15 protein-coding genes and 2 tRNA genes are annotated in these 21093 nt (G+C 67.4%); 12 read left to right on the forward strand and 5 right to left on the reverse strand.

Translation table 11 applies throughout. From position 1 onward, the window contains the following. The first annotated feature begins 93 nt into the window (after positions 1-93). The gene (locus tag AC3WRR_RS22980; protein ID WP_010813074.1) at positions 94-726 is read left to right on the forward strand and encodes a response regulator transcription factor; all 633 of its coding nucleotides are present in this window, start codon (positions 94-96) and stop codon (positions 724-726) included. Positions 727-826: 100 nt separating this feature from the next. Here AC3WRR_RS22980 and AC3WRR_RS22985 read toward each other — a convergent pair whose 3' ends face one another. Then, positions 827-1507, reverse strand: a complete 681-nt coding sequence (locus AC3WRR_RS22985; RefSeq protein WP_492298226.1) for a hypothetical protein — start codon at positions 1505-1507, stop codon at positions 827-829. A 159-nt stretch (positions 1508-1666) separates the two neighbouring features. Between AC3WRR_RS22985 and folD the strand changes: the two genes are divergently transcribed. The 5 genes from folD (at position 1667) to AC3WRR_RS23010 (ending at position 7948) form a co-directional block, all read left to right on the forward strand. Continuing rightward, on the forward strand, positions 1667-2518 hold the full coding sequence (gene folD, locus AC3WRR_RS22990; protein ID WP_010813076.1) for a bifunctional methylenetetrahydrofolate dehydrogenase/methenyltetrahydrofolate cyclohydrolase FolD: 852 nt from the start codon (positions 1667-1669) through the stop codon (positions 2516-2518). A 103-nt stretch (positions 2519-2621) separates the two neighbouring features. Next, a complete protein-coding gene (locus AC3WRR_RS22995) occupies positions 2622-4706 on the forward strand; it encodes a M3 family metallopeptidase (RefSeq protein ID WP_011615025.1) in 2085 nt (694 codons plus the stop codon). Further along, the gene (gene xth, locus AC3WRR_RS23000; RefSeq protein WP_010813078.1) at positions 4703-5533 is read left to right on the forward strand and encodes an exodeoxyribonuclease III; all 831 of its coding nucleotides are present in this window, start codon (positions 4703-4705) and stop codon (positions 5531-5533) included. Before AC3WRR_RS22995 ends, xth begins: the two co-directional genes overlap by 4 nt. An 86-nt stretch (positions 5534-5619) precedes the next feature. Next, positions 5620-6138 (forward strand): homoprotocatechuate degradation operon regulator HpaR, encoded by a 519-nt coding sequence (gene hpaR / locus AC3WRR_RS23005; protein ID WP_010813079.1) that lies wholly within the window; start codon positions 5620-5622, stop codon positions 6136-6138. Between the two features lie 19 nt (positions 6139-6157). After that, a complete protein-coding gene (locus tag AC3WRR_RS23010) occupies positions 6158-7948 on the forward strand; it encodes a SulP family inorganic anion transporter (protein ID WP_492298227.1) in 1791 nt (596 codons plus the stop codon). A gap of 221 nt (positions 7949-8169) precedes the next feature. Here the strand turns inward: AC3WRR_RS23010 and AC3WRR_RS23015 are convergent, their stop codons facing one another. After that, on the reverse strand, positions 8170-8433 hold the full coding sequence (locus AC3WRR_RS23015; protein ID WP_010813081.1) for a DUF1488 family protein: 264 nt from the start codon (positions 8431-8433) through the stop codon (positions 8170-8172). 225 nt (positions 8434-8658) lie between these two features. Here AC3WRR_RS23015 and AC3WRR_RS23020 point away from each other — a divergent pair. Further along, a tRNA-Lys gene (locus AC3WRR_RS23020) sits at positions 8659-8734 on the forward strand. A gap of 115 nt (positions 8735-8849) precedes the next feature. Here the strand turns inward: AC3WRR_RS23020 and AC3WRR_RS23025 are convergent. Together AC3WRR_RS23025 and AC3WRR_RS23030 are read right to left on the reverse strand one after the other, a co-directional pair. Next, positions 8850-10238 (reverse strand): 8-oxoguanine deaminase, encoded by a 1389-nt coding sequence (locus AC3WRR_RS23025; RefSeq protein WP_010813082.1) that lies wholly within the window; start codon positions 10236-10238, stop codon positions 8850-8852. 133 nt (positions 10239-10371) lie between these two features. Beyond that, positions 10372-11280 carry a LysR family transcriptional regulator gene (locus AC3WRR_RS23030; protein ID WP_492298229.1) on the reverse strand — a complete coding sequence of 303 codons (909 nt, stop codon included), beginning with the start codon at positions 11278-11280 and terminating at the stop codon, positions 10372-10374. Between the two features lie 146 nt (positions 11281-11426). On the opposite strand from AC3WRR_RS23030, the gene AC3WRR_RS23035 reads away from it, so the two are divergent. From AC3WRR_RS23035 to AC3WRR_RS23045, 3 genes are all read left to right on the forward strand, one after another. Beyond that, a tRNA-Lys gene (locus AC3WRR_RS23035) sits at positions 11427-11502 on the forward strand. 341 nt (positions 11503-11843) lie between these two features. Further along, complete coding sequence (locus AC3WRR_RS23040; protein WP_010813084.1) at positions 11844-12821, forward strand: tripartite tricarboxylate transporter substrate binding protein BugE; 978 nt, start codon at positions 11844-11846, stop codon at positions 12819-12821. Positions 12822-13140: 319 nt separating this feature from the next. After that, entirely contained in the window at positions 13141-13500 is a 360-nt protein-coding gene (locus AC3WRR_RS23045) for a hypothetical protein (protein ID WP_010813085.1), read from the forward strand. A gap of 81 nt (positions 13501-13581) precedes the next feature. Here AC3WRR_RS23045 and scpC read toward each other — a convergent pair whose 3' ends face one another. Beyond that, entirely contained in the window at positions 13582-15099 is a 1518-nt protein-coding gene (gene scpC, locus AC3WRR_RS23050) for a succinyl-CoA:acetate CoA-transferase ScpC (RefSeq protein WP_492298231.1), read from the reverse strand. A 395-nt stretch (positions 15100-15494) separates the two neighbouring features. Between scpC and AC3WRR_RS23055 the strand changes: the two genes are divergently transcribed. Then, a complete protein-coding gene (locus tag AC3WRR_RS23055; protein ID WP_011615017.1) occupies positions 15495-16049 on the forward strand; it encodes a hypothetical protein in 555 nt (184 codons plus the stop codon). Positions 16050-16219: 170 nt separating this feature from the next. Further along, complete coding sequence (locus AC3WRR_RS23060; protein WP_492298233.1) at positions 16220-21076, forward strand: NAD-glutamate dehydrogenase; 4857 nt, start codon at positions 16220-16222, stop codon at positions 21074-21076. Positions 21077-21093 lie beyond the last annotated feature (17 nt).

The raw sequence follows: 21093 nt of genomic DNA on the forward strand, positions 1-21093 counted from the left end.
GTTTCCCCCACGGATGTGGGGGGCCTGTCTCGCCACAGAGGGCCGCTGCCGGTTACACTTCGCAGCAATGAATTGTTGTCCCGAGGAGACTACATGACCGCAACGCCAAACCCCACGCCCCACCGCGGCGAGACCGTGTTCATCGTCGACGACGATGAAGCCATGCGCGACTCGCTGACCTGGCTGCTGGAGGGCAATGGCTACCAGGTGCGCAGCTTCACCAGCGCCGAGCAGTTCCTCGCCGCCTACGATGCCAGCCAGGTGTCGTGCCTGATCCTTGACGTGCGCATGCCCGGCATGAGCGGCCCGGAACTGCAGGAGCGCATGCTGGCCGAGCAGATCGACATTCCCATCGTCTTTATCACCGGCCACGGCGACGTGCCGATGGCGGTATCGACGATGAAGCGCGGCGCCATCGACTTCATCGAAAAGCCCTTCGATGAGTCCGAGCTGCGCGCACTGGTCGAGCGCATGCTGACCAAGGCCCGCACCGACCATTCCGCCGCACGCGAGCAGCGCGCCGCCAAGGACCTGCTGGGCAAGCTGACCACGCGCGAGCAGCAGGTGCTCGAGCGCATCGTTGCCGGCCGCCTGAACAAGCAGATCGCCGACGACCTGGGCATTTCCATCAAGACCGTGGAGGCGCACCGCGCCAACATCATGGAAAAGCTCAACGTCAACACCGTCGCCGACCTGCTGCGCCTGGCGCTGTCACGCAACAGCTGAGCGGCTGGCGCCTGCCTCTGCCTGACCCGGTGCGGCCCGCGGCCGCATCGGCTGCCCTCTCCGCGCGCCGTCCGGCGCCGCCCCTGCCCCCTCAGTCCCGTCAGCGGTCCAGGTATTCCTCGTCCCGGAACGTGACCACCCATTGTGGCCGATAGACCACAAAAATCGCCACCAGCATGCCGGTCAGGAAGGCCTCGCCAAAGGCCAGGATGACGGCTGCCGTCAGGGTATCGGCAATGCTCCATGGCAGGCCCGGCGCTGTCAGGTGGCGCCAGCCGGCCTCGGCCGCGCGGGCGCCCAGCGCGGCCAGCCCGGCCGTGAAATAGCCGTGCCCGAGGATAAAGACGAACGGATGCCGCGGCAGCAGACGCCGCATCATCGCCTGCAACGCTGCGGAGATCAGCGCCGGCAGCAGCGCCAGCCAGACGTAGCGCACCCACAGCGAGGGCCAGTCGAACTGTGCCCAGCCATGCCCGGCCAGGTATTCGAGCCCGAACAGCGACACCACGTCCACCACGAACAGCGACAGCAGCGCCAGCGGCAGCCCGAACAGCGTCACCATCAGCGTGGCGCCGAGCAACTGGATCACCAGCCCGCCGACCAGGGTGGCGCGCAACGTCCACAGCAGCGCCACCAGCACCATCGCACCCAGCCAGGCGTTCTGCAGCGCATTGCGCCGCAACAGCTGCCAGGGCCGGCGCGTCAGCGCCCACAGCAGTGCCGCCAGGGACAGCAACAGCAGCAAGGGATGGGACAGCAGGGATGGAAGCGCGGTGTGCATTCGGCCGATGCTACCAGCGCTGCCCCCGCCCGGCCTTGCACCCGCTCAAGCTCCGTGCGGCAAGCCCCACGCAACCTTTATAATTCCGCCTTTAGCCCAACCCGCGCTCCGGCGCGCGGCGGCACCTCCACCTCCCGGCCACAAACCCGCCCTGCCTCCATGCCTGCCCAACTGATCGACGGCAATGCCCTTGCCAAACAAATCCGCTCCGAAGCCGCCCTGCGCGCCGCCCGCCTGACCGAGCGTGGCCACCGGCCCGGCCTGGCCGTGATCCTGGTCGGCGAGGACCCGGCCAGCCAGGTCTACGTCCGCAACAAGGTCAAGGCCTGCCAGGACAACGGCTTTCATTCCTCGCTCGACCGCTACCCGGCCGACCTGTCGGAGGCGGAACTGCTGGCCCGCATCGAGGCCCTGAACCAGGACCCCAACATCCACGGCATCCTGGTGCAGCTGCCCCTGCCCAAGCATATCGACAGCCACAAGGTGCTTGAAGCCATCGCCCCGGAAAAGGATGTCGACGGCTTCCATGTGGCCAATGCCGGCGCGCTGATGACCGGCGCCCCGCTGTTCCGCCCGTGCACGCCCTACGGCTGCATGAAGATGCTGGAATCGGTCCAGTTCCCGCTGCGCGGCGCCCGCGCCGTGGTGGTGGGCGCCTCCAATATCGTCGGCAAGCCGATGGCGATGCTGCTGCTGCAGGCCGGCGCCACCGTCACCATCTGCAACAGCAAGACGCGCGACATCGGCGCCCATACCCGCGACGCGGATGTGGTGGTGGCCGCGGTCGGCAAACGCAACCTGATCACCGCCGACATGGTCAAACCGGGCGCGGTGGTGATCGACGTGGGCATGAACCGCGACGACAACGGCAAGCTGTGCGGCGACGTCGACTTTGCCGGCGTGCGTGAAGTCGCCGGCTACATCACGCCGGTGCCGGGCGGCGTCGGCCCGATGACCATCACCATGCTGCTGGTCAATACGCTGGAAGCCGCCGAGCGCGCCGCCGGCTGAGGCCGCGCGTACGATACGCCACCCGGGGCCCTGGAAAATCCGGCGCCCCGGCCCCATCTGCGGGATTATTGCCCGATCGAGGCCAGCCAACCGAGAACACGCCATGGACCAAGCCGCCAACGCTACCAATCCTCTGCTGGACTTTTCCGACCTGCCCCGCTTTGCCGAGATCCGGCCCGAGCACATCAGCCCGGCGCTGGACGTGCTGCTGGAACGCGCGCAGCAGGCCGTCGCCCGCGCCGAAGATCCGGCCACGCCCGCCGACTGGAGCAACGCCGTGCAGGCGCTGGAAGCGGCCACCGAGCCGCTGGGCCGCGCCTGGGGCGTGGTCAGCCACCTGAGCGCCGTGGCCGATACGCCCGAACTGCGCAAGGCTCACGCCGAGAACCTGCCGCGCATGACCGAGTTCTGGTCCTCGCTCGGCCAGAGCCTGGCGCTGTATGAGAAGTACAAGGCGCTGGCTGCCAGCCCGGAGTTCGCCGGCATGAGCGCGGCGCGCCACCAGCTGATCGAGAACGAACTGCGCGGCTTCCGCCTGGGCGGTGCCGAACTGCCTGAAGGCAAGAAGCCGCGCTTCGCCGAGATCCAGGAGCAGCAGGCCCAGCTGTCCAAGGCCTTTTCCGACCACGTGCTGGATGCCACCAACGCCTACGCGCTGCATGTCGAGGACGAGGGCCGCCTGTCCGGCCTGCCCGATGACGCCAGGGAAGCCGCCCGCCATGCCGCAGAGAAGGATGGCAAGGCCGGCTGGAAATTCACGCTGCACTTCCCGTCCTACTTCCCGGTGCTGCAGTACGCGGACGACCGCGCGCTGCGCCAGACCCTGTATGTAGCCAATGTAACGCGCGCCTCGGAACTGGGCCCGCAGCATGGTCAGGGCCAGGCCGACTGGGACAATACCGCCAATATGCGCGAGCAGCTGGCCCTGCGCCGCGAGGAGGCGCAGATGCTGGGCTACCAGTGCTACGGCGAAGTCTCGCTGGTGCCGAAGATGGCCGAATCGCCGGCCGAGGTGCTGAAGTTCCTCGACGAGCTCGCCGTCAAGGCGCGCCCCTACGCCGAGAAGGACTGGGCCGAAATGAAGGCCTTTGCCGCCGCAGAGCTGGGGCTGCCTGAGCTGGCGCCATGGGATGTCGCCTATGCCTCGGAGAAGCTGCGCCAGCAGCGCTATGCGTTCTCCGAGCAAGAGGTCAAGCAGTACTTCCCGGAAGCGAAGGTGCTCGAGGGCCTGTTCGGCGTGGTGCAGAAGCTGTTCTCGGTGCGCATCGAGCCCGAGCAGGCGCAGACCTGGCACAAGGACGCGCGCTTCTTCCGCGTCACCACCGCCGACGGCACACTGCTGGCCCAGTTCTACATCGACCTGTACGCGCGCGAAGGCAAGCGCGGCGGCGCCTGGATGGACGACGCGCGCGGCCGCAAGGTGCTGGAGCAAGGCGGCGTGCAGACGCCGGTGGCCTACCTGACCTGCAACTTCTCCGCGCCGGTGGGCGACAAGCCCGCGCTGTTCACGCACGATGAAGTGATCACCCTGTTCCATGAGTTCGGCCACGGCCTGCACCACATGCTGACGCAGGTGGGCGAGCTCGGCGTGTCGGGCATCAACGGCGTGGAATGGGATGCGGTGGAGCTGCCGTCGCAGTTCATGGAGAACTTCTGCTGGGAGTACGAGGTGCTGACCGGCATGACGCAGCACATCGACACCGGCGAGCCGCTGCCACGCGCGCTGTTCGACCGCATGCTGGCCGCCAAGAACTTCCAGAACGGCATGATGACGCTGCGCCAGATCGTGTTCTCGTCGTTCGACATGCACCTGCACACCGACTTCGATCCGGCCGGCGCCACCTCGGTGCTGGACCTGTCGCGCCAGATCAACGACCGCGTGCACGTGGTGCCACAGCATCCGCTGTCGCGCTGGCCGAACACCTTCAGCCATATCTTCGCCGGCGGCTATGCGGCGGGCTACTACAGCTACAAGTGGGCCGAGGTGCTGTCGGCCGACGTGTACGCGGCGTTCGAGGAAGCCGCTCAGCTGTCGGGCAGCGTGCTCGACAGCGAGACTGGCGCGCGCTACCAGCGCGAGATCCTGTCGGTGGGCGGCAGCCGTCCGGCGATGGACTCGTTTGTCGCGTTCCGCGGCCGCGCGCCGCAGATCGACGCGCTGCTGCGCCACGGCGGGATGGCAGCATGAGCGCGGCCGCCCTGCCCGCCAGCGGCCCGCTTCGCATTGCCAGCTGGAACGTCAACTCGCTCAAGGTGCGCCTGCCGCAGGTGCTGCAATGGCTGGCCGAGCAGGACCAGGCCGGCGCGCCGATCGACGCGCTGTGCCTGCAGGAACTGAAGCTGCCGGACGACAAGTACCCGCTGGCCGAACTGGAGAACGCGGGCTTCCACAGCATCTACACCGGGCAGAAGACATACAACGGCGTGGCCATCCTCGCACGCGACGCCAGCATGCCCGGCCCCGCCGACGTGGTGCGCAACATCCCCGGCTTCGAAGACGCGCAGCAGCGCGTGATCGCTGCCACTTATGGCGACCTGCGGCTGGTCTGCGCCTACTTCCCCAACGGGCAGGCGCCGGACTCGGACAAGTTCGTCTACAAGCTCAAGTGGCTGGACGCGATGACGGCGTGGCTGCGCGAAGAAATGAAGCGCTACCCGAAGCTGGCGCTGCTGGGCGACTTCAATATCGCGCCGGAAGACCGCGACGTGCACGACCCCAAGAAATGGGAAGGCCAGAACCTGGTCTCGCCGCAGGAGCGCGCCGCCTTTGCCGCACTGGTGGAGCTCGGCCTGGCGGATGCGTTCCGCCAGTTCGAGCAGCCGGAGAAGGCCTTCTCGTGGTGGGACTACCGCATGATGGCGTTCCGCCGCAATGCGGGCCTGCGCATCGACCACATCCTGCTGTCGCCGGCATTGACCAGCGGCTGCAGCGCCTGCGTGATCGACCGCGTGCCGCGCACGTGGGAGCAGCCGTCGGACCACACGCCGGTGGTCGCCACGCTCAGTTGCAACTGAACGCGCCGCTGGCGCCGCGCGCGGGTTCAGGCAAGTCCGCACAAGCCCCGCTCGCCGCGCGGCGCCGCGCCCGCTACACTGCGGGCATGAGCCACACCCGCCAGGCCATGTTCCGCCACCGCAACCTTCCTCACCTGCTGCTGCAAGCGCGCGAGACATTGCTGGCTGGCTTTCGCCCGATCCTGCGGCAGTTCGGCATCACCGAGCAGCAATGGCGCGTGATGCGCACGCTCAACGAGCGCGAGCCGATGGAGCCGAACCAGCTGGCCGATGCCTGCCTGATCCTGAGCCCCAGCCTGACCCGCATGCTGTGCGGCATGGAAGACGCAGGGCTGGTCGAACGGACCCGCTCCGCCACCGACCAGCGCCGCCAGCTGGTCAGCCTGACGCCGTCGGCGCGCGCCATCATCGTGCAAATGGAGCCGCTGGTCGATGCACGCTACCAGGAGCTGGCGCAGCGGCTCGGCCCGGAGCGCCTGACCGAGGTCTACCGCGCGCTCGACGCCATGCTGGCCGGCCTGGCGCCGCAGCCGAACCTGCCCGAATCCACCCCGCCCGAATCCGTTGCCTCGCCACCGCCTGGGCGCGGCGGCGAGGCCGGCTGAGCCTGCCCCTTCATTGCCGATGCCCGCGTCCCATCCCGGATCACTTCTGCCGCGCCTGTTCCCATGGAGCCAGCGCGTCGACAAGAACACGCTGCGCGCCGACCTGGTGGCCGGCCTGCTCGGCGCCGTGCTGGTGCTGCCGCAGGGCGTGGCCTTCGCCACGCTGGCGGGCCTGCCGCCGCAATATGGCATCTACAGCGCGGTGGTGCCGTGCATCGTGGCGGCGCTGTTCGGTTCGAGCTGGCACGTGATGTCGGGGCCGACCAACGCCAATTCGCTGGCATTGTTCGCGATGCTGAGCCCGCTTGCGTTTGCCGGCAGCCCGGCCTATATCGGGCTGGCGCTGGCGGTCACCATCGTGGTGGGCGTGATGCAGCTCGCCGTGGGCACGTTGCGGCTGGGCACGCTGGCCAATTTTATTTCGCCGTCGGTGCTGCTCGGTTTCACCTGCGGCGCCGCGACGCTGATCGGCCTGTATGCGCTCAAGGACCTGTTCGGGCTGGCGGTGCCGACCGGCACCAGTGCATTCGGCGTGCTGCGCCACCTGTTCGAGAACATCGACGCCATCAACTGGGGCGCGGCCGCCGTAGGCACGGTCACGCTGGTGGTGACGCTGCTGTGCAAGCGGCTGTGGCGGCGGCTGCCGTTCATGCTGCTGGGGCTGCTGGCCGGCTACGGCGTGGCGCTGCTGCTGAACCAGTCCGGCGCGGGCGGCGCCCACCATGTCAACGTGGTCGGGCCGATCCCGTCGGCGCTGCCGCGCTTCCACCTTCCCGATGTGGACTGGCGCAAGCTGCCAGACCTGCTGGGCATCGCCTCGGCGCTGACCATCGTCGCGCTGGGCCAGTCGATCTCGATCGCCAAGGCGGTGGCGCTGCGCTCGGGCCAGCATATCGACGCCAACCGCGAGTTCATCGGCCAGGGCCTGTCCAATATCGCGGGCGGCTTCTTCTCGGGCTATATCTCGTGCGGCTCGCTCAACCGCTCGGTGCCCAATTTCGAAGCCGGCGCGCGCACGCCGCTGGCCAGCGTGTTCTCGGCGCTGTGGCTGGTGGCGCTGGTGGCCGTCAGCGCCCCGCTGCTGGCACAGATCCCGATGGCGGCGATCGCCGCGATGTTGCTGCTGGTGGCGTGGGGCCTGCTCGACACCGCGCGGCTGCGCCGCATCTTCACGCTCAGCCGCACGGAATTTGCCATCGCCATCGGCACCTTCGCCGCCACGCTGGTAATCCGGCTGGAGATGGCGGTGCTGCTCGGCACCGTGCTGTCGCTGGTGGCCTACCTGTACCGCACCTCGCGGCCGGCCGTGCGCAGCCTGGTGCCCGATGCCGACGATCCCGGCCGGCGCTTCACGCCGCTGGACGAGCTGCGCCGCCCGCAGCCGGAATGCCCGCAACTGAAGCTGCTGCGCATGGAAGGCGCGATCTACTTCGGCGCGGTGCAGTACGTGACGGATCGCCTGCACTGGCTGCGCACGGTCAACGCCGGCCAGACGCACCTGCTGGCAATGACCAAGAGCATGAACTTCATCGACCTGGCCGGTGCCGAGATGTGGGAAAACGAGCTCGCCGAACGGCGCGCGCTGGGCGGCGATCTGTACTTCCACCGCCCGCGCACGCAGGTCTTGCAGACCTGGGCGCAGACCGGCTTTACCGACAAGCTCGGAGCCGACCATATCTTCCCGACGAAGCGGCAGGCGCTGCACACGATCGTCGGCCAGCTCTCGCCGGAAATCTGCGCGCAATGCACCGTGCGGATCTTTGAAGAATGCGCATCACGACCAGGCGCCGCGACCCCGGCAGCACAATGAACTGAAGCGCCGGCGCGTCGGCATGAGCGGCGGCCGCGCACCAGCGTTCAGCAACAGTACGGCTGCAGGAAAAACCTGGAAACTGAAACGGGAAAAGCGGGGATCTGCCTGTGCCGGCGTTGCCGGCTTGGCACGCAAGGCCGGACGGCCCTACGTCTGGGAACCTGATAACAGATAGGCGCCCGCGGCATGCCGGGGCCTGGCCGGGGCATCCATCCGCATCAGATCGGCGCCACGTGGGCGCGCTTGACGACGATTGGCTGGGGCGCGCCCTGCTCGATCAGCACCACGGCGGCGCGTTCGATGGTTTCGCGGCCGGCACGGAATGCCTCTTCCAGCGACAGTACCTGGTCGGCACTGAAGCCTTCCCACAGTGCTTCGCGTGTCACCACGCAAGTCACCTTCTCGCCATTGACAAGTGCCTGGAACAACAAGCCTTCATTATTGATGTCGTAGCGCTCTTGCTCTTGGAATTTGATTTCCATCGGTGCAGCCCTCCATATGCAAGTGGAGAAACATCCTAACATGGCTCCGGCAAAATCGTATGGATAGAGCCCATGCGAATGCGCTCATTGCGAAGACCATCACGGCCGCCTTCGAGTTCCATCCGCGCGTATGTGTGGCTCCCGGTCACAATGACGGGGTTGTTCCGGCAAGTGCGTCAAACATTTGACAGCGCCGAAAATCATGCTAGAATCTCGTTCTTCGTTGGGGCGTTAGCTCAGTTGGTAGAGCAGCGGACTCTTAATCCGTAGGTCGAGTGTTCGAGTCACTCACGCCCCACCACCGAATACAGAAAGGCCGGAAGCAGCAATGCTTCCGGCCTTTTGCTTTGTGCGCGTGCCTGATTGGCTAATCCGCCGCGGCGCAGGCACGTGCCCACGCCACAGCGGCCCGTGCATCAGGCGCCCTGGCTGGCGCGCTCGAACAGCGTGCGCGCCAGCGCGCGATGGCGCAGCAGCACGTTGGGCAGGTCGGCCGTCAGCAGTGCACCGTCGCGCACCACTTCCCTGCCGTTGATCACGCTCGCCGCGACATTGGCCGGCGTGCAGAACACCAGCGCCGCCACCGGGTCATGGCCGGCGCCGGCAAAGCCGACCTGCGACATGTCGAAGGCGACAAAATCCGCCGACATGCCCGGCGCCAGCGCACCGATATCGTCGCGGTTGAGCACGCGCGCGCCACCCAGCGTGGCAATCTCCAGCGCCTCGCGCGCGCTCATGGCGGCCGGCCCGTAGCCAACGCGCTGCAGCAGCATGGCCTGGCGCGCCTCGCCCAGCATATGCGCGCCGTCGTTCGACGCGCTGCCGTCCACGCCCAGGCCCACCGGCACGCCGGCATCGCGCATGGCGCGCACCGGTGCAATGCCGGATGCCAGCCGCATGTTCGAGCACGGGCAATGCGCCACGCCGGTCCCGGTGCGGGCAAACAGTGCGATGCCCTCGTCGTCCAGCTTGACGCAGTGCGCATGCCACACATCGTGTCCGACCCAGCCCAGGTCCTCGGCATACTGGGCCGGCGTCAGGCCGAATTTCTCACGCGAGTAGGCAATGTCGTTGTCGTTCTCGGCCAGGTGCGTGTGCAGCGACACGCCATAGTGCCGCGCCATATTGGCCGACTCGCGCATCAGGTCGCGTGACACCGAAAACGGCGAGCACGGCGCCAGCACCACGCGCAGCATCGCGTGGCGCGCACTGTCGTGGTACTGCTCCACCAGCCGCTGGCTGTCGCGCAGGATGGCGGCCTCCTCTTCCACCACCACGTCCGGCGGCAGGCCGCCCTTGCTGCGGCCCACGCTCATCGAGCCGCGCGCGGCGTGGAAGCGCATGCCCATCTCCTGCGCCGCGGCAATCGAGTCATCCAGGCGCGAGCCGTTCGGGAACAAATAGAGGTGGTCGCTGGTGGTGGTGCAGCCCGACAGCATCAGCTCGGCCATCGCGGTCTTGGTCGACACCGCGATCATTTCCGGCGTCAGGTGCGACCACAGCATGTACAGGTTGGTCAGCCACGAGAACAGCTCGGCGTCCTGCGCGGCTGGCACCGCGCGCGTCAGGCTCTGGTACATGTGGTGGTGGGTGTTGACCAGACCGGGCGTGACCACGCGACCGCGCATGTCGAGCACCTGCGCGCTGCCGTCGTCGACCATGCGCCGGTACTGCGGCGGCAGTTCCGAGGTCGGACCGACCCACTGCACGGCGGGGCCTTCGGCAACCAGGGCGCCATCGCGGATCTCGCGGCGCCGCGCATCCATGGTGACCAGCACGTCGGCGCTCAGGGCAATCAGGGTCATGGCGGAATTCCTTCTGCAAAACGAATTGGGGGACTGGATGGCAGCCAGTCTACGGCGGCGAAGTGCAATCCCCCAAGCGCAGAATTCCGATCATCCTGTCCACAAAAAGTGGACACCTGCGACACCCTGTTGCTCAGCGCGCCTGCGCGAACAAGACCGCCAGCGCGTCGCCGATGCGCTCGGCCATCAGCTCGGCAGCGGCGCTGAGCGGGCCGCGAGCGCGCGCCACCAGCGTCAGCGTCTGGCCCTGCAGGTGGCGGTCGCGCAGTGGCACGTAGACCAGCGCCTGGCGGGCGCGCTCTTCCATCACATCGAGCGGGTTCAGCAGCGCGATGCCGGTGCCCAGCATCACCAGTTGCCGGATCAGCGCGGTCGAGGTGGACTCCGCCACCGGCGAGACCTCGATCGCATTGCGGGCAAAGGCCGCATCCAGGATGGCGCGGATCGACAGCGAGGGCGCCGGCAGGATCAGCGGATAGCCGACGCATTCGCTCAGCAGCGCCGATTGCCGGGCCGCCAGCGCATGGCCCGGCGGCACCACCGCGCCGATCTGCCAGTCGCTGGTGGCCAGCGCGCGGAAGGCGGGCAGCTCAGGCAGGTCATAGCCAAGGCCCAGGTCGGCGTCGCCCTGCCCCACCGCCGTGGTGATATCGGCCACCGGCAGGTCGGCGACGCGCACCACGATGCCCGGGTAGCGCTGGCGGAAGTCATGCACCAGCGACGGCATCAGCGAGCCCGCCAGGCCGGCCGTGACCGCCACGGTGACCTCGCCGCGGCGCGCGCCCTTGAAGTCCTCGATGCGCTCGCGCAGCGCGTCGTGCTCGCGCAGCGTCTGGCGCACGTGGGCCAGCACCATCTCGCCCAGCGGCGTCAGCCGCAGCCGCTTGCTGATGCGCTCGAACAGCGGCGCGCCCAGTTCCGCCTCCAGGTCCAGGATCTGGCGGTTGACCGCGGTCGGCGCCACATGCAGGTGCTCGGCCGCCTTGCGGATCGAACCGCGGCGGACGACCTCGTCGAGATAGCGCAGGACTCTGGCGTGCATGGACTGGGCAAGCAGTTGGATAGTAACCACCGCGCGGGACGCGCGCGGTGGCTGGCATTGTAGCGGCCAGTGCAGCCTGGCTCGCAAAAATTGCGCGAAGGCTATTGCGTCTTATCAGATACCTTGCTAAAATCTTTTTCTTCGTTGGGGCGTTAGCTCAGTTGGTAGAGCAGCGGACTCTTAATCCGTAGGTCGAGTGTTCGAGTCACTCACGCCCCACCAGCGAATTCAGGAAAAGCCGGAAGCCTTGCTTCCGGCTTTTTTCATTTCCGCCGCGCTGCTTTGCGCGCGCGGTCGGCATGGCTGCCGGTTTCTTGATACGCGGGTTCTCACCAATTCCCCTGCGCCCGCTTTCCCGGTTGAATCGCATCCGCGCACATTGTGGAACATGGTTCCGTATCGCGGAACTATCGCAAGGTGCCGGCCGTCGCCGCATCCCGGCACGGCCCGGTCATGCCAGCGCGGGGAACCGTGACAGCGCGGGGCGCAGACGAAAGGTCTGGGTCCGAAGAAACGCCTGCAGCCCGCCTGGCGAATCAGTGAAAGAAGAACGGAGGCACTCCTTGAAAGCAGTTATCAGCGCCGGCGCAGCCGCCTGCATCGCGGCCCTTGGCCTGGCCCACGGCCTGGCCCAAGCCCAGTCCTACCCCAACAAGCCGATCCGCCTGATCGTTCCGTTCGCGGCCGGCGGCACCACCGACATCGTTGCGCGCGCGGTCTCCGACGGCCTTGGCCGCGAGCTGGGCCAGCCGGTGGTGGTGGAAAACCGCGGCGGCGGCGGCGGCGCGATCGGCGCCGACGCGCTCGCCAAGTCCGCCCCGGACGGCTACACGCTGGGCATCGCCACCGTCAGCACGATGGCGACCAACCCCGCCACCAACCCCAAGAACCCGTACGACCCGCTCAAGGACTTCGCGCCGATCACCAACCTGGTCAACGTGCCGAACGTGCTGACGGTCAACCCGAAGGTGCCGGCCAAGACCCTTAAGGAGTTCGTCGCGATGCTGCAGGCCAGCCCCGGCAAGTACAGCTACGCCTCGGCCGGCAAGGGCAGCATCTCGCACCTGGACGGCGAGCTGTTCAAGGACATCACCAAGACCGACATGGTCCATATCCCCTACCGCGGATCGGGCCCTGCGCTGAACGACACGCTGGCCGGCCAGGTCAACGCGCAGTTCGACAACCTGCCGTCGTCGATGCCGCATATCCAGGCCGGCAAGCTGCGCGCGCTGGCAGTGGCGGCGCCCAAGCGGGTCGAGGGCCTGCCAGACGTGCCGACCTTTGCCGAAGCCGGCATGAAGGACATGAACAACATGGCCTGGTACGGCCTGGTGGCCCCGGCCGGCACGCCGGCGGCAATCATCACGCGCGTGCATGATGCCGCGGTCAAGGCGCTGCAGGACCCCAACGTCAAGCGCCGCCTGGCCGACAGCGGTGCCTACACCGACGGCAACACCCCGGCGCAGTACGCCGCCCAGATCAAGCGCGAGCTGGACCTGCGCAAGAAGATCGCACGCGATCAGAACATCACACTGGAATAACCGGACGGCGAAACCGTCCCGCGAGGGGTCATGACCGGCTGCCACCTGGCAGCCGGTTTTTTTATGGCTGCCAGTTGAAAATGTGCCATCAGTCACCCACATCTGCCCCAGAATCGTTGCATTTGATCCGGCGCAGTACGCAGGCAACGCCATCGGTATTCAATACTTGTAGAAGAAACTTTCACTTTGCGGACAAGCGCTGACTCGGTACATTAACCGGGTGTTCCGCCACATGTGCCCAGCCGCCACCGGCCAGGCTCGGCCCCAAAACCGGATTCGCGCAGGCGCTGCGCGACCGTCAATCGCGAGGATAAGCAAGATGCTGAAGAAGACCGTTTCGACCCTGATCGTTGCAGCACTGGCCGCGCTGGGCGCGACGCAGGTCTATGCGCAGAAGAACTACACCGAAGGCGGCGATCTCTACGGTGGCAGCCACACCAAGAAGGCCAGCCCGAACCAGAACCCCGCCAAATCCGGCAAGTTCGACCCGTACACCGATGGCGCCAAGCAATCGACCAAGTCGGACCTGACCAACTCGGGCAAGAAGTTCGACCCGAACACGGATGGCGCCAAGGCCGGCAAGTTCGATCCGTACACCGACGGCGCCAAGGCCGGCAAGGCTGATCCGTACACCGACGGCGCCAAGGCGCCTGCCAGCCAGGGCGGCAAGGCGCAGTAAGCCTGCCCCGCCGCCAACCGGCGGCACCAAGGCAAACAGCCCGCTTGCGCGGGCTGTTTTGCTTTCTGGCGGAAGCCGCGCTCAGGCTGCCATCGCCTGGGCCGGCTGCGCGGGCAGCATGGTGCCGCGGTCGCGGAAGCCGACATGCCAGGACAGCGCCTCTTCCAGCAGGTGCGGGGTCTGGCCGCCATGGGTGCTGGCGCGCCGGAAGTAGTCGCCCAGCAGCTCGCGGTATTGCGGGTCGGCACAGTTGTCGATGACCGTGCGCGCGCGTTCGCGCGGCGCCAGGCCGCGCAGGTCGGCCAGGCCGTGCTCGGTGACGATGATGTCGACGTCGTGCTCGGTATGGTCCACGTGCGCCACCATCGGCACGATGCTGGAGGCATCGCCGTCCTTGGCCACCGACTTGGTCACGAATACCGACAGGTGCGCATTGCGCGCAAAATCGCCGGAGCCACCGATGCCGTTCATCATGTGCGTGCCCCCCACATGCGTGGAGTTGACGTTGCCGTAAATGTCGCACTCGAGCGCCGTGTTGATGGTAATCAGCCCGAGCCGGCGCAGGATCTCAGGATGGTTGCTGATCTCCTGCGGACGCAGCAGCAGGCGCGAGCGATAGCGGTCCAGGTTGGACAGGAAGCGCTGGTACACCTCGCGCGTCAGCGTCACCGAAGAGGCCGAGGCAAACGCCAGGCGCCCCGCATCCAGAAGTTCGATGGTGCTGTCCTGCAGCACCTCGGAATACATCTGCAAGTCGCGGAACGGTGAATCGACCATGCCGTGCAACACCGCGTTGGCAATGGTGCCAATGCCCGCCTGCAGCGGCTGCAGCGAGGGCGAGAGCCTGCCGGCGCGGACTTCGCGCAGCAGGAAATCGTTGAGATGGCCGGCGATATTGCGGGTATCGGCATCCGGCGGCAGCGCGTTGGACGGGCTATCGTCCTTGGCGGTGATGACGATGGCCGCGATCTTCTCGGGATCGATGGGGATATACGGCAGGCCAATGCGCTGCTCGGGCGCAATCAGCGGGATCGGCTGGCGGTACGGGCGCCGCACCGGGAAGTAGATGTCGTGCAGCCCTTCCAGCTCCAGCGGCATGTTCAGGTTGATCTCGACGATCACCTTGCGCGCCAGTATGGCGAAGCTGGCCGAGTTGCCGACCGAGGTGCTGGGGATGATGCCGCCCTGCTCGGTGATCGCCACCGCTTCCACCACGGCAACGTCCACCGGTGCGATCTGGCCGGAACGCAGTTGCTCCACGGTCTCGGACAGGTGCTGGTCGATGAACATCACTTCGCCTGCGTTGATCTTGCGGCGCAGCGTCGCGTCGGACTGGAACGGCAGGCGGCGCGCAATCACGTCCGCCTCGGCCAGTACCCGATCGATGTCGTTTCCCAGCGACGCGCCGGTCATCAGGGTGATGCGCAGCGGCTCGGTGGCCGCGCGCCGCGCCAGCGCAAACGGGACTTCCTTGCAGTCGCCCGCGCGCGTGAAACCGCTCATGCCTACCGTCATGCCATCGCGGATCAGCGCGGCGGCTTCGTCGGCCGAGACTACCTTGTCGTGCAGCCTGGCCAGGCGAATGCGTTCCTTGTACATCCTTATCTCCGGTCTGGCGGCCGGGCCCGTGCCCGCGCCGCGCGCCCCCTGCTGGCCTGAAGGCTCGTTGGCGGGGTCTCCGGCAGGCAGTGTAGCCAGCCGCATACATTCTGGCTGTGATTTAAAGTCATGGCTCCCAGTCGCTTTATTCATAGCTCAAGCCATGCCAGGGGTCGTGCGGGATACTATGTCCCTGTGGTGCCACAGGGCATTCCCGACCTGTCACAATTCCGGCAAAAGATTCTGGTAGTGTCTGGCCCATCGGTCGACCGTGCCCCGCCAGAGAGGCTGCGGCGCCCGTGCCGCCCGGGCCGGCCATGCTCCGGCCCCTGGTACCCGCGCGACGGATGCCAGCGCATCGCAGTGGCGGCAAACCAAAACAGGAGACGCCATTCATGCAGCCAAGACCCCTCGAACCCAGCGAGCCGGTTGTCCTTGCCCTGGTTGATGCCGTAACCGCCTGGCAAGGTGCGTTGGAACAGACGCTATGCGCCTCTGGCCTGAACTACTCCCAGTGGCTGCTGCTGCGGGCCATCCGCCAGGATGCCTTCGTGCGCGGCTCGCCATTGACGGGCCCGATGCCGATCGATGTCGAGCGTTCCGAGACGATGCTGGATGAACTGCGGCGCGACGGCTGGATCGAGTACGCTGGCACTCAGGCGCCCCGCATTGCAGAAAGCGCAGCAAACCGGCTGCAGCGCACCGCGCAGGCCCTCAGCGCGCTGCACAGCGTGTCAGTGGCGGCGTTCAGTTCGCAAGAGCGCGCTGCGCTGGGCACCCTGCTGGAGCGGATGAAGACCACGCTGAGCGACCACACCACTCGCCAGGTTCGCGCGGGCACCGAAGCCGCCCGGCAGGAAAAAGCTGTCGCGCCCTCGCATTGCCCCGGCCTGCCGCCGGTCGCACACCGCCCCACCTCTTGCCCCACCCTCGCCGCCACGCGCCTCTGAGCGCCGCGCAAGCCGTCCCGCGGGCAGCAGCGGGAGGCCGCCCACCTTTTCTTCGCGCGCCATCGTCATACCCGCCACTTTTCTTGCGCCGGGCATGCGGATTTTTCCTAAAGTATGAGCATGCCCCGGCACATGCCGCGGGCCGCCCGTCGACACCGCGAGGAGGGATCATGCCGCAGGAGAACGAAGACAAGGTCGCGCACCTGCTGGACGAACTGGCCAGCTTCGCGCGCGAGCGGCTGCCGGCGGCGATGTTCGCCGTGGTCGAGCCCTTCCTGCTGCACTACTACGACCAGGCCGACGCCGAGGACTTGCTCCAGCGCGACGTCGACGATCTCTACGGCGCCGTGATGGCGCACTGGCAGACCGCACAGAAATTCACCCCCGGCAATGCGCGCATCCGCGTCTACAATCCCAACCTGGAAGAGCACGGCTGGCACTCGGACCACACCGTGGTCGAGATCGTCAATGACGACATGCCCTTCCTGGTCGACTCGGTGACGATGGAGATCAACCGGCAGGGACTGGCGCTGCACTCGGCCATCCATCCCGTGTTCCGGGTCTGGCGCGACGCGCGCGGCGGCATCGAGCGGATCGCCCCGGGCGGCGCCGGCGAGGCCGGGGACAGCTCGCGCCTGGAATCCTTTATCCATTTCGAGATCGACCGCAGCGGCGAGGCCGCGCGGCTGGAGGCGCTGCGCAGCGGCATTGCGCAGGTGCTGGTCGACGTGCGCGCGGCGGTGGAAGACTGGTCGAAGATGTGCGGCATCACCCAGGCCACCATCGCCGCCATGGCGCAGGCGCCCGACGCGGCCGCGCCGGAGAGCGTCGAGGCGCGCGCCTTCCTGGACTGGATGATGGATGACCACTTCTCCTTCCTCGGCCAGCGTGACTACCAGCTGGTGTCGCAGGACGGCCGCTACTTCCTGCGCGGCGTGCCGGGCTCGGGCGCGGGCATCCTGCGCGAAAGCCTGCGCGAGCCTGATGCCGAAGACCTCACGCTGCTGCCCGCCGCGGCCACCGCGATCATCGAAGGGGCCTCGCCGATCTTCCTGACCAAGGCCAATTCGCGCGCCACCGTGCACCGGCCGGGCTATCTCGACTATGTCGGCGTCAAGCTGCTCGATGAAAAGGGGCAGCTGTTCGGCGAGCGGCGCTTTGTCGGCCTGTACACCTCGACTGCCTATACGGCGCCGATTGCGGAAATTCCGCTGGTGCGGCTCAAGTGCGCCAATATCCTGGCGCGCGCGGGCTTCCTGGCCAAGGGGCACCTGTACAAGTCGCTGGTGACCATCCTTGAGCAATATCCGCGCGATGAACTGTTCCAGGCCACCGAGGATGAACTGTTCGACATCACCACCGGCATCCTGCGGCTGCAGGAACACCAGCGCACCCGGCTCTTTGTACGGCGCGACCGCTTCGACCGCTTTGTCTCGTGCCTGGTGTTCGTGCCGCGCGACAAGTACAACACCGACCTGCGCCAGAAGATCCAGAGGCTGCTGACCGCGGCCTTCCACGGCACCAGCTGCGAGTTCACGCCGCTGCTGTCCGAGTCGCCGCTGGCGCGCATCCAGCTGACCGTGCGCGGCGAGCCCGGCACCATGCCGCATGTTGATACGCGTGAGCTGGAGGCGCGCATCGTGCACGCCAGCCGCCGCTGGCAGGACGATCTCGCCGAAGCCCTGCATGAAAGCCACGGCGAAGAGCAAGGCAACCGGCTGCTGCAGCGCTACGGCGGCTCGTTCCCCGCCGGCTACCGTGAGGACTACCCGGCCCGCACCGCGGTGCGCGATATCGAGCTGATGGAGCACGCGCTGCGCGGCAACGGCATGGCGATGAACCTGTACCGGCCGATCGAGGCCGCGCCGGGGGTGTTCCGCTTCAAGGTGTACCGTGCCGGCGAGCCGATCGCGCTGTCGCACAGCCTGCCCATGCTGGAACACCTGGGCGTGCGCGTGGATGAAGAGCGCCCCTACCTGATCGAACCCGACAGCGGCGCGCCGGTATGGGTGCACGACTTCGGGCTGGAGATTGCCGACAGCGGCGGCGCGGCGGAATTCGACATCGCGCGCGTCAAGGCCTTGTTCGAGGATGCGTTCGCGCGCGCCTGGCACGGCGAGATCGAGAACGACGACTTCAACCGCCTGGTGCTGCGCGCCGAGCTGGCCGCACGCGACGTCACCATCCTGCGCGCCTATGCCCGCTACCTGCGCCAGGTAGGCTCGACCTTCAGCGACGCCTATATCGAGCGCGCGCTGACCGGCAACGCGGCCATTGCCGCCATGCTGGTCGGCCTGTTCGTGGCGCGCTTCGACACCTTCAGCGAGGTCGCCACCGACACCGCCCGCCAGGCGCGCTGCGACAAGCTGCTGGCCGATATCGGCGCGGCGCTGGACAAGGTGCCCAACCTGGACGAGGACCGCATCCTGCGGCTTTTCCTGGGCGTGATCAACGCCACCGTGCGCACCAACTATTTCCACCGCGGCGAGGAAGGCCAGCCGCGCCCATATGTGTCGTTCAAGTTCAATCCCGCGCTGGTCCCCGGCCTGCCCGAGCCGCGCCCGATGTTCGAGATCTGGGTCTACTCGCCGCGCGTTGAGGGCGTGCACCTGCGCGGCGGGCGCGTGGCCCGCGGCGGACTGCGCTGGTCAGACCGGCGCGAGGACTTCCGCACTGAAGTGCTGGGCCTGATGAAGGCGCAGATGGTCAAAAACACGGTGATCGTGCCGGTGGGCTCCAAGGGCGGCTTCGTGGTCAAGCGCCCGCCCCCGCCCACCGACCGCGATGCGTTCCTGCAGGAGGGCATCGCCTGCTACCAGACCTTCCTGCGCGGGCTGCTGGACCTCACCGACAACCTCGTCGGCGGCCAGCTGGTGCCGCCACCCGAGGTGGTGCGCCACGACGACAACGACCCCTACCTGGTGGTCGCCGCCGACAAGGGCACCGCGACGTTCTCCGACTTCGCCAACGCGATCTCGGCCGAATACGGCTTCTGGCTGGGCGATGCCTTTGCGTCCGGGGGCTCGGTCGGCTATGACCACAAGAAGATGGGCATTACCGCGCGCGGTGCGTGGGAATCGGTCAAGCGGCATTTCCGCGAGATGGGTGTCGATATCCAGACCACGGACTTCACCGTGGCCGGCATCGGCGACATGTCGGGCGATGTGTTCGGCAACGGCATGCTGCTGTCGCCGCATATCCGGCTGGTGGCGGCTTTCGACCACCGGCATATCTTCCTCGATCCCGACCCGGACACGACAAGGAGCCTGCAGGAACGCACGCGGCTGTTCGGCCTGCCCCGCTCAAGCTGGGCCGACTACGACGCCACGCTGATTTCCGCCGGCGGCGGCATCTATCCGCGCAGCGCCAAGACCATCGCGCTGTCGCCGCAGGTGCAGGCGGTGCTGGGGGTCACGGCAGCCACGCTGTCGCCGGCCGAGCTGATCCACGCCATCCTGATGGCGCCGGTCGACCTGCTCTACAACGGCGGCATCGGCACCTACGTCAAGTCCAGCCAGGAAACCCACCTGCAGGCCGGCGACCGCACCAACGACGCGGTGCGTGTCAACGGCAATGACCTGCGCTGCAAGGTGGTCGGCGAAGGCGGCAACCTCGGCTTCACCCAGCTGGGCCGCATCGAGTTCGCGCGCAAGGGCGGGCGCATCAACACCGACGCCATCGACAACTCGGCCGGGGTGGACTGCTCGGACCACGAGGTCAATATCAAGATCCTGCTCGGGCTGGTGGTTGCCGACGGCGAAATGACCGAGAAGCAGCGCAACAAGCTGCTGGCCGAGATGACCGACGAGGTCGGCCTGCTGGTGCTGCAGGACAACTACTACCAGACCCAGGCACTGTCCGTGGCCGGGCGCAGCAGCCCCGCGCTGCTCGACGGCGAGGCGCGCCTGGTGCGCTGGCTGGAGCGCGCCGGACGGCTCAACCGGCCGCTGGAGTTCCTGCCTTCGGAGGAAGAAATCGCCGAGCGCAAGCTGGCCGATGAAGGCCTGGCATCGCCCGAGCGTGCCGTGCTGCTTGCCTACAGCAAGATGTGGCTGTACGACGAACTGCTGGCCTCCGACGTGCCGGAAGACACGCTGGTCGCCGGACTGCTGTCGGACTATTTCCCGGTGCCGCTGCGCCAGCGTTACGCCGACGCGATGCAGCGCCACCCGCTGCGGCGCGAGATCCTGTCGACACACCTGACCAATATGCTGGTCAACCGTATCGGCGCCACCTTCGTGCACCGGATCATGGAAGAGACCGACGCACGCCCGGCCGATATCGTGCGCGCCTGCCTGATCGCACGCGATGTCTTCGGCCTGACCACCCTGTGGCAGGAGATCGATGCGCTGGACAACCGTGTGGCCGATGCCGAGCAGGCGCGCATGTTCGGGGCCGTGGCGCTGCTGCTGGAGCGCGCGTGCCTGTGGTTCATCCGCTATCTGCGCAGCGGCAGCAAGGCCGCCGAGGACCTGGCGCGCTTTGCCCAGGCCGCGCAATGGCTGGCCCCGCAACTGCCGCGGCTGCTGCCGCCGGCCGATGCGACGGCACTGTCAGAGCGCACCCGGGCCTTGACGGATGCAGGGGTCGACGAAGCGCTGGCTGTGCGCGTGGCCGGCAGCGAGATCTCCGCCGCCGCGCTCGATATCGCCGAAGTGGCCACGGCGTGCAAACGCAGCCTGGACCTGGTGGCGGGGGTTTATTTCGCGCTGGACAGCCACCTGAGCTTCAGCTGGCTGCGCGAGCGCGCGCTGGCGCTGCCATCGGACACGCACTGGGACCTGCTGGCACGCACCACCACGCTGGAAGACCTGGGGCGGCTCAAGCGCGCACTGACCGTCAGCGTGCTGTCACAGGAGGATGAACTGGATACGCCCGACGCCATGATCGATGCCTGGCGCTCCAGCCGTCATGGCGCGCTGGAACGCTTTACGCGCATGCTGGCCGACCAGCGCGCCTCGGGGGCTGCGGGGCTGTCGATGCTGTCGGTCGCGGTGCGCGAGATCGGTATGCTGGAACGCGCATAGCGCTGGCCAGCCCGGGC

Source organism: Cupriavidus sp. FW305-3-2-15-C-LB2, assembly GCF_058787575.1.

What these genes read in the sequence shown, in the direction of transcription:
- scpC (WP_492298231.1), bottom strand. Translation starts at nt 15,099, where the DNA reads ATGTACAAGGAACGCATTCGCCTGGCCAGGCTGCACGACAAGGTAGTC.
- AC3WRR_RS23025 (WP_010813082.1), bottom strand. Translation starts at nt 10,238, where the DNA reads ATGACCCTGATTGCCCTGAGCGCCGACGTGCTGGTCACCATGGATGCG.
- AC3WRR_RS23055 (WP_011615017.1), top strand. Translation starts at nt 15,495, where the DNA reads ATGCAGCCAAGACCCCTCGAACCCAGCGAGCCGGTTGTCCTTGCCCTG.
- folD (WP_010813076.1), top strand. Translation starts at nt 1,667, where the DNA reads ATGCCTGCCCAACTGATCGACGGCAATGCCCTTGCCAAACAAATCCGC.
- AC3WRR_RS23045 (WP_010813085.1), top strand. Translation starts at nt 13,141, where the DNA reads ATGCTGAAGAAGACCGTTTCGACCCTGATCGTTGCAGCACTGGCCGCG.
- AC3WRR_RS22985 (WP_492298226.1), bottom strand. Translation starts at nt 1,507, where the DNA reads ATGCACACCGCGCTTCCATCCCTGCTGTCCCATCCCTTGCTGCTGTTG.
- AC3WRR_RS22980 (WP_010813074.1), top strand. Translation starts at nt 94, where the DNA reads ATGACCGCAACGCCAAACCCCACGCCCCACCGCGGCGAGACCGTGTTC.
- AC3WRR_RS23060 (WP_492298233.1), top strand. Translation starts at nt 16,220, where the DNA reads ATGCCGCAGGAGAACGAAGACAAGGTCGCGCACCTGCTGGACGAACTG.
- AC3WRR_RS23030 (WP_492298229.1), bottom strand. Translation starts at nt 11,280, where the DNA reads ATGCACGCCAGAGTCCTGCGCTATCTCGACGAGGTCGTCCGCCGCGGT.
- AC3WRR_RS23015 (WP_010813081.1), bottom strand. Translation starts at nt 8,433, where the DNA reads ATGGAAATCAAATTCCAAGAGCAAGAGCGCTACGACATCAATAATGAA.
- hpaR (WP_010813079.1), top strand. Translation starts at nt 5,620, where the DNA reads ATGAGCCACACCCGCCAGGCCATGTTCCGCCACCGCAACCTTCCTCAC.
- AC3WRR_RS23010 (WP_492298227.1), top strand. Translation starts at nt 6,158, where the DNA reads ATGCCCGCGTCCCATCCCGGATCACTTCTGCCGCGCCTGTTCCCATGG.
- AC3WRR_RS22995 (WP_011615025.1), top strand. Translation starts at nt 2,622, where the DNA reads ATGGACCAAGCCGCCAACGCTACCAATCCTCTGCTGGACTTTTCCGAC.
- xth (WP_010813078.1), top strand. Translation starts at nt 4,703, where the DNA reads ATGAGCGCGGCCGCCCTGCCCGCCAGCGGCCCGCTTCGCATTGCCAGC.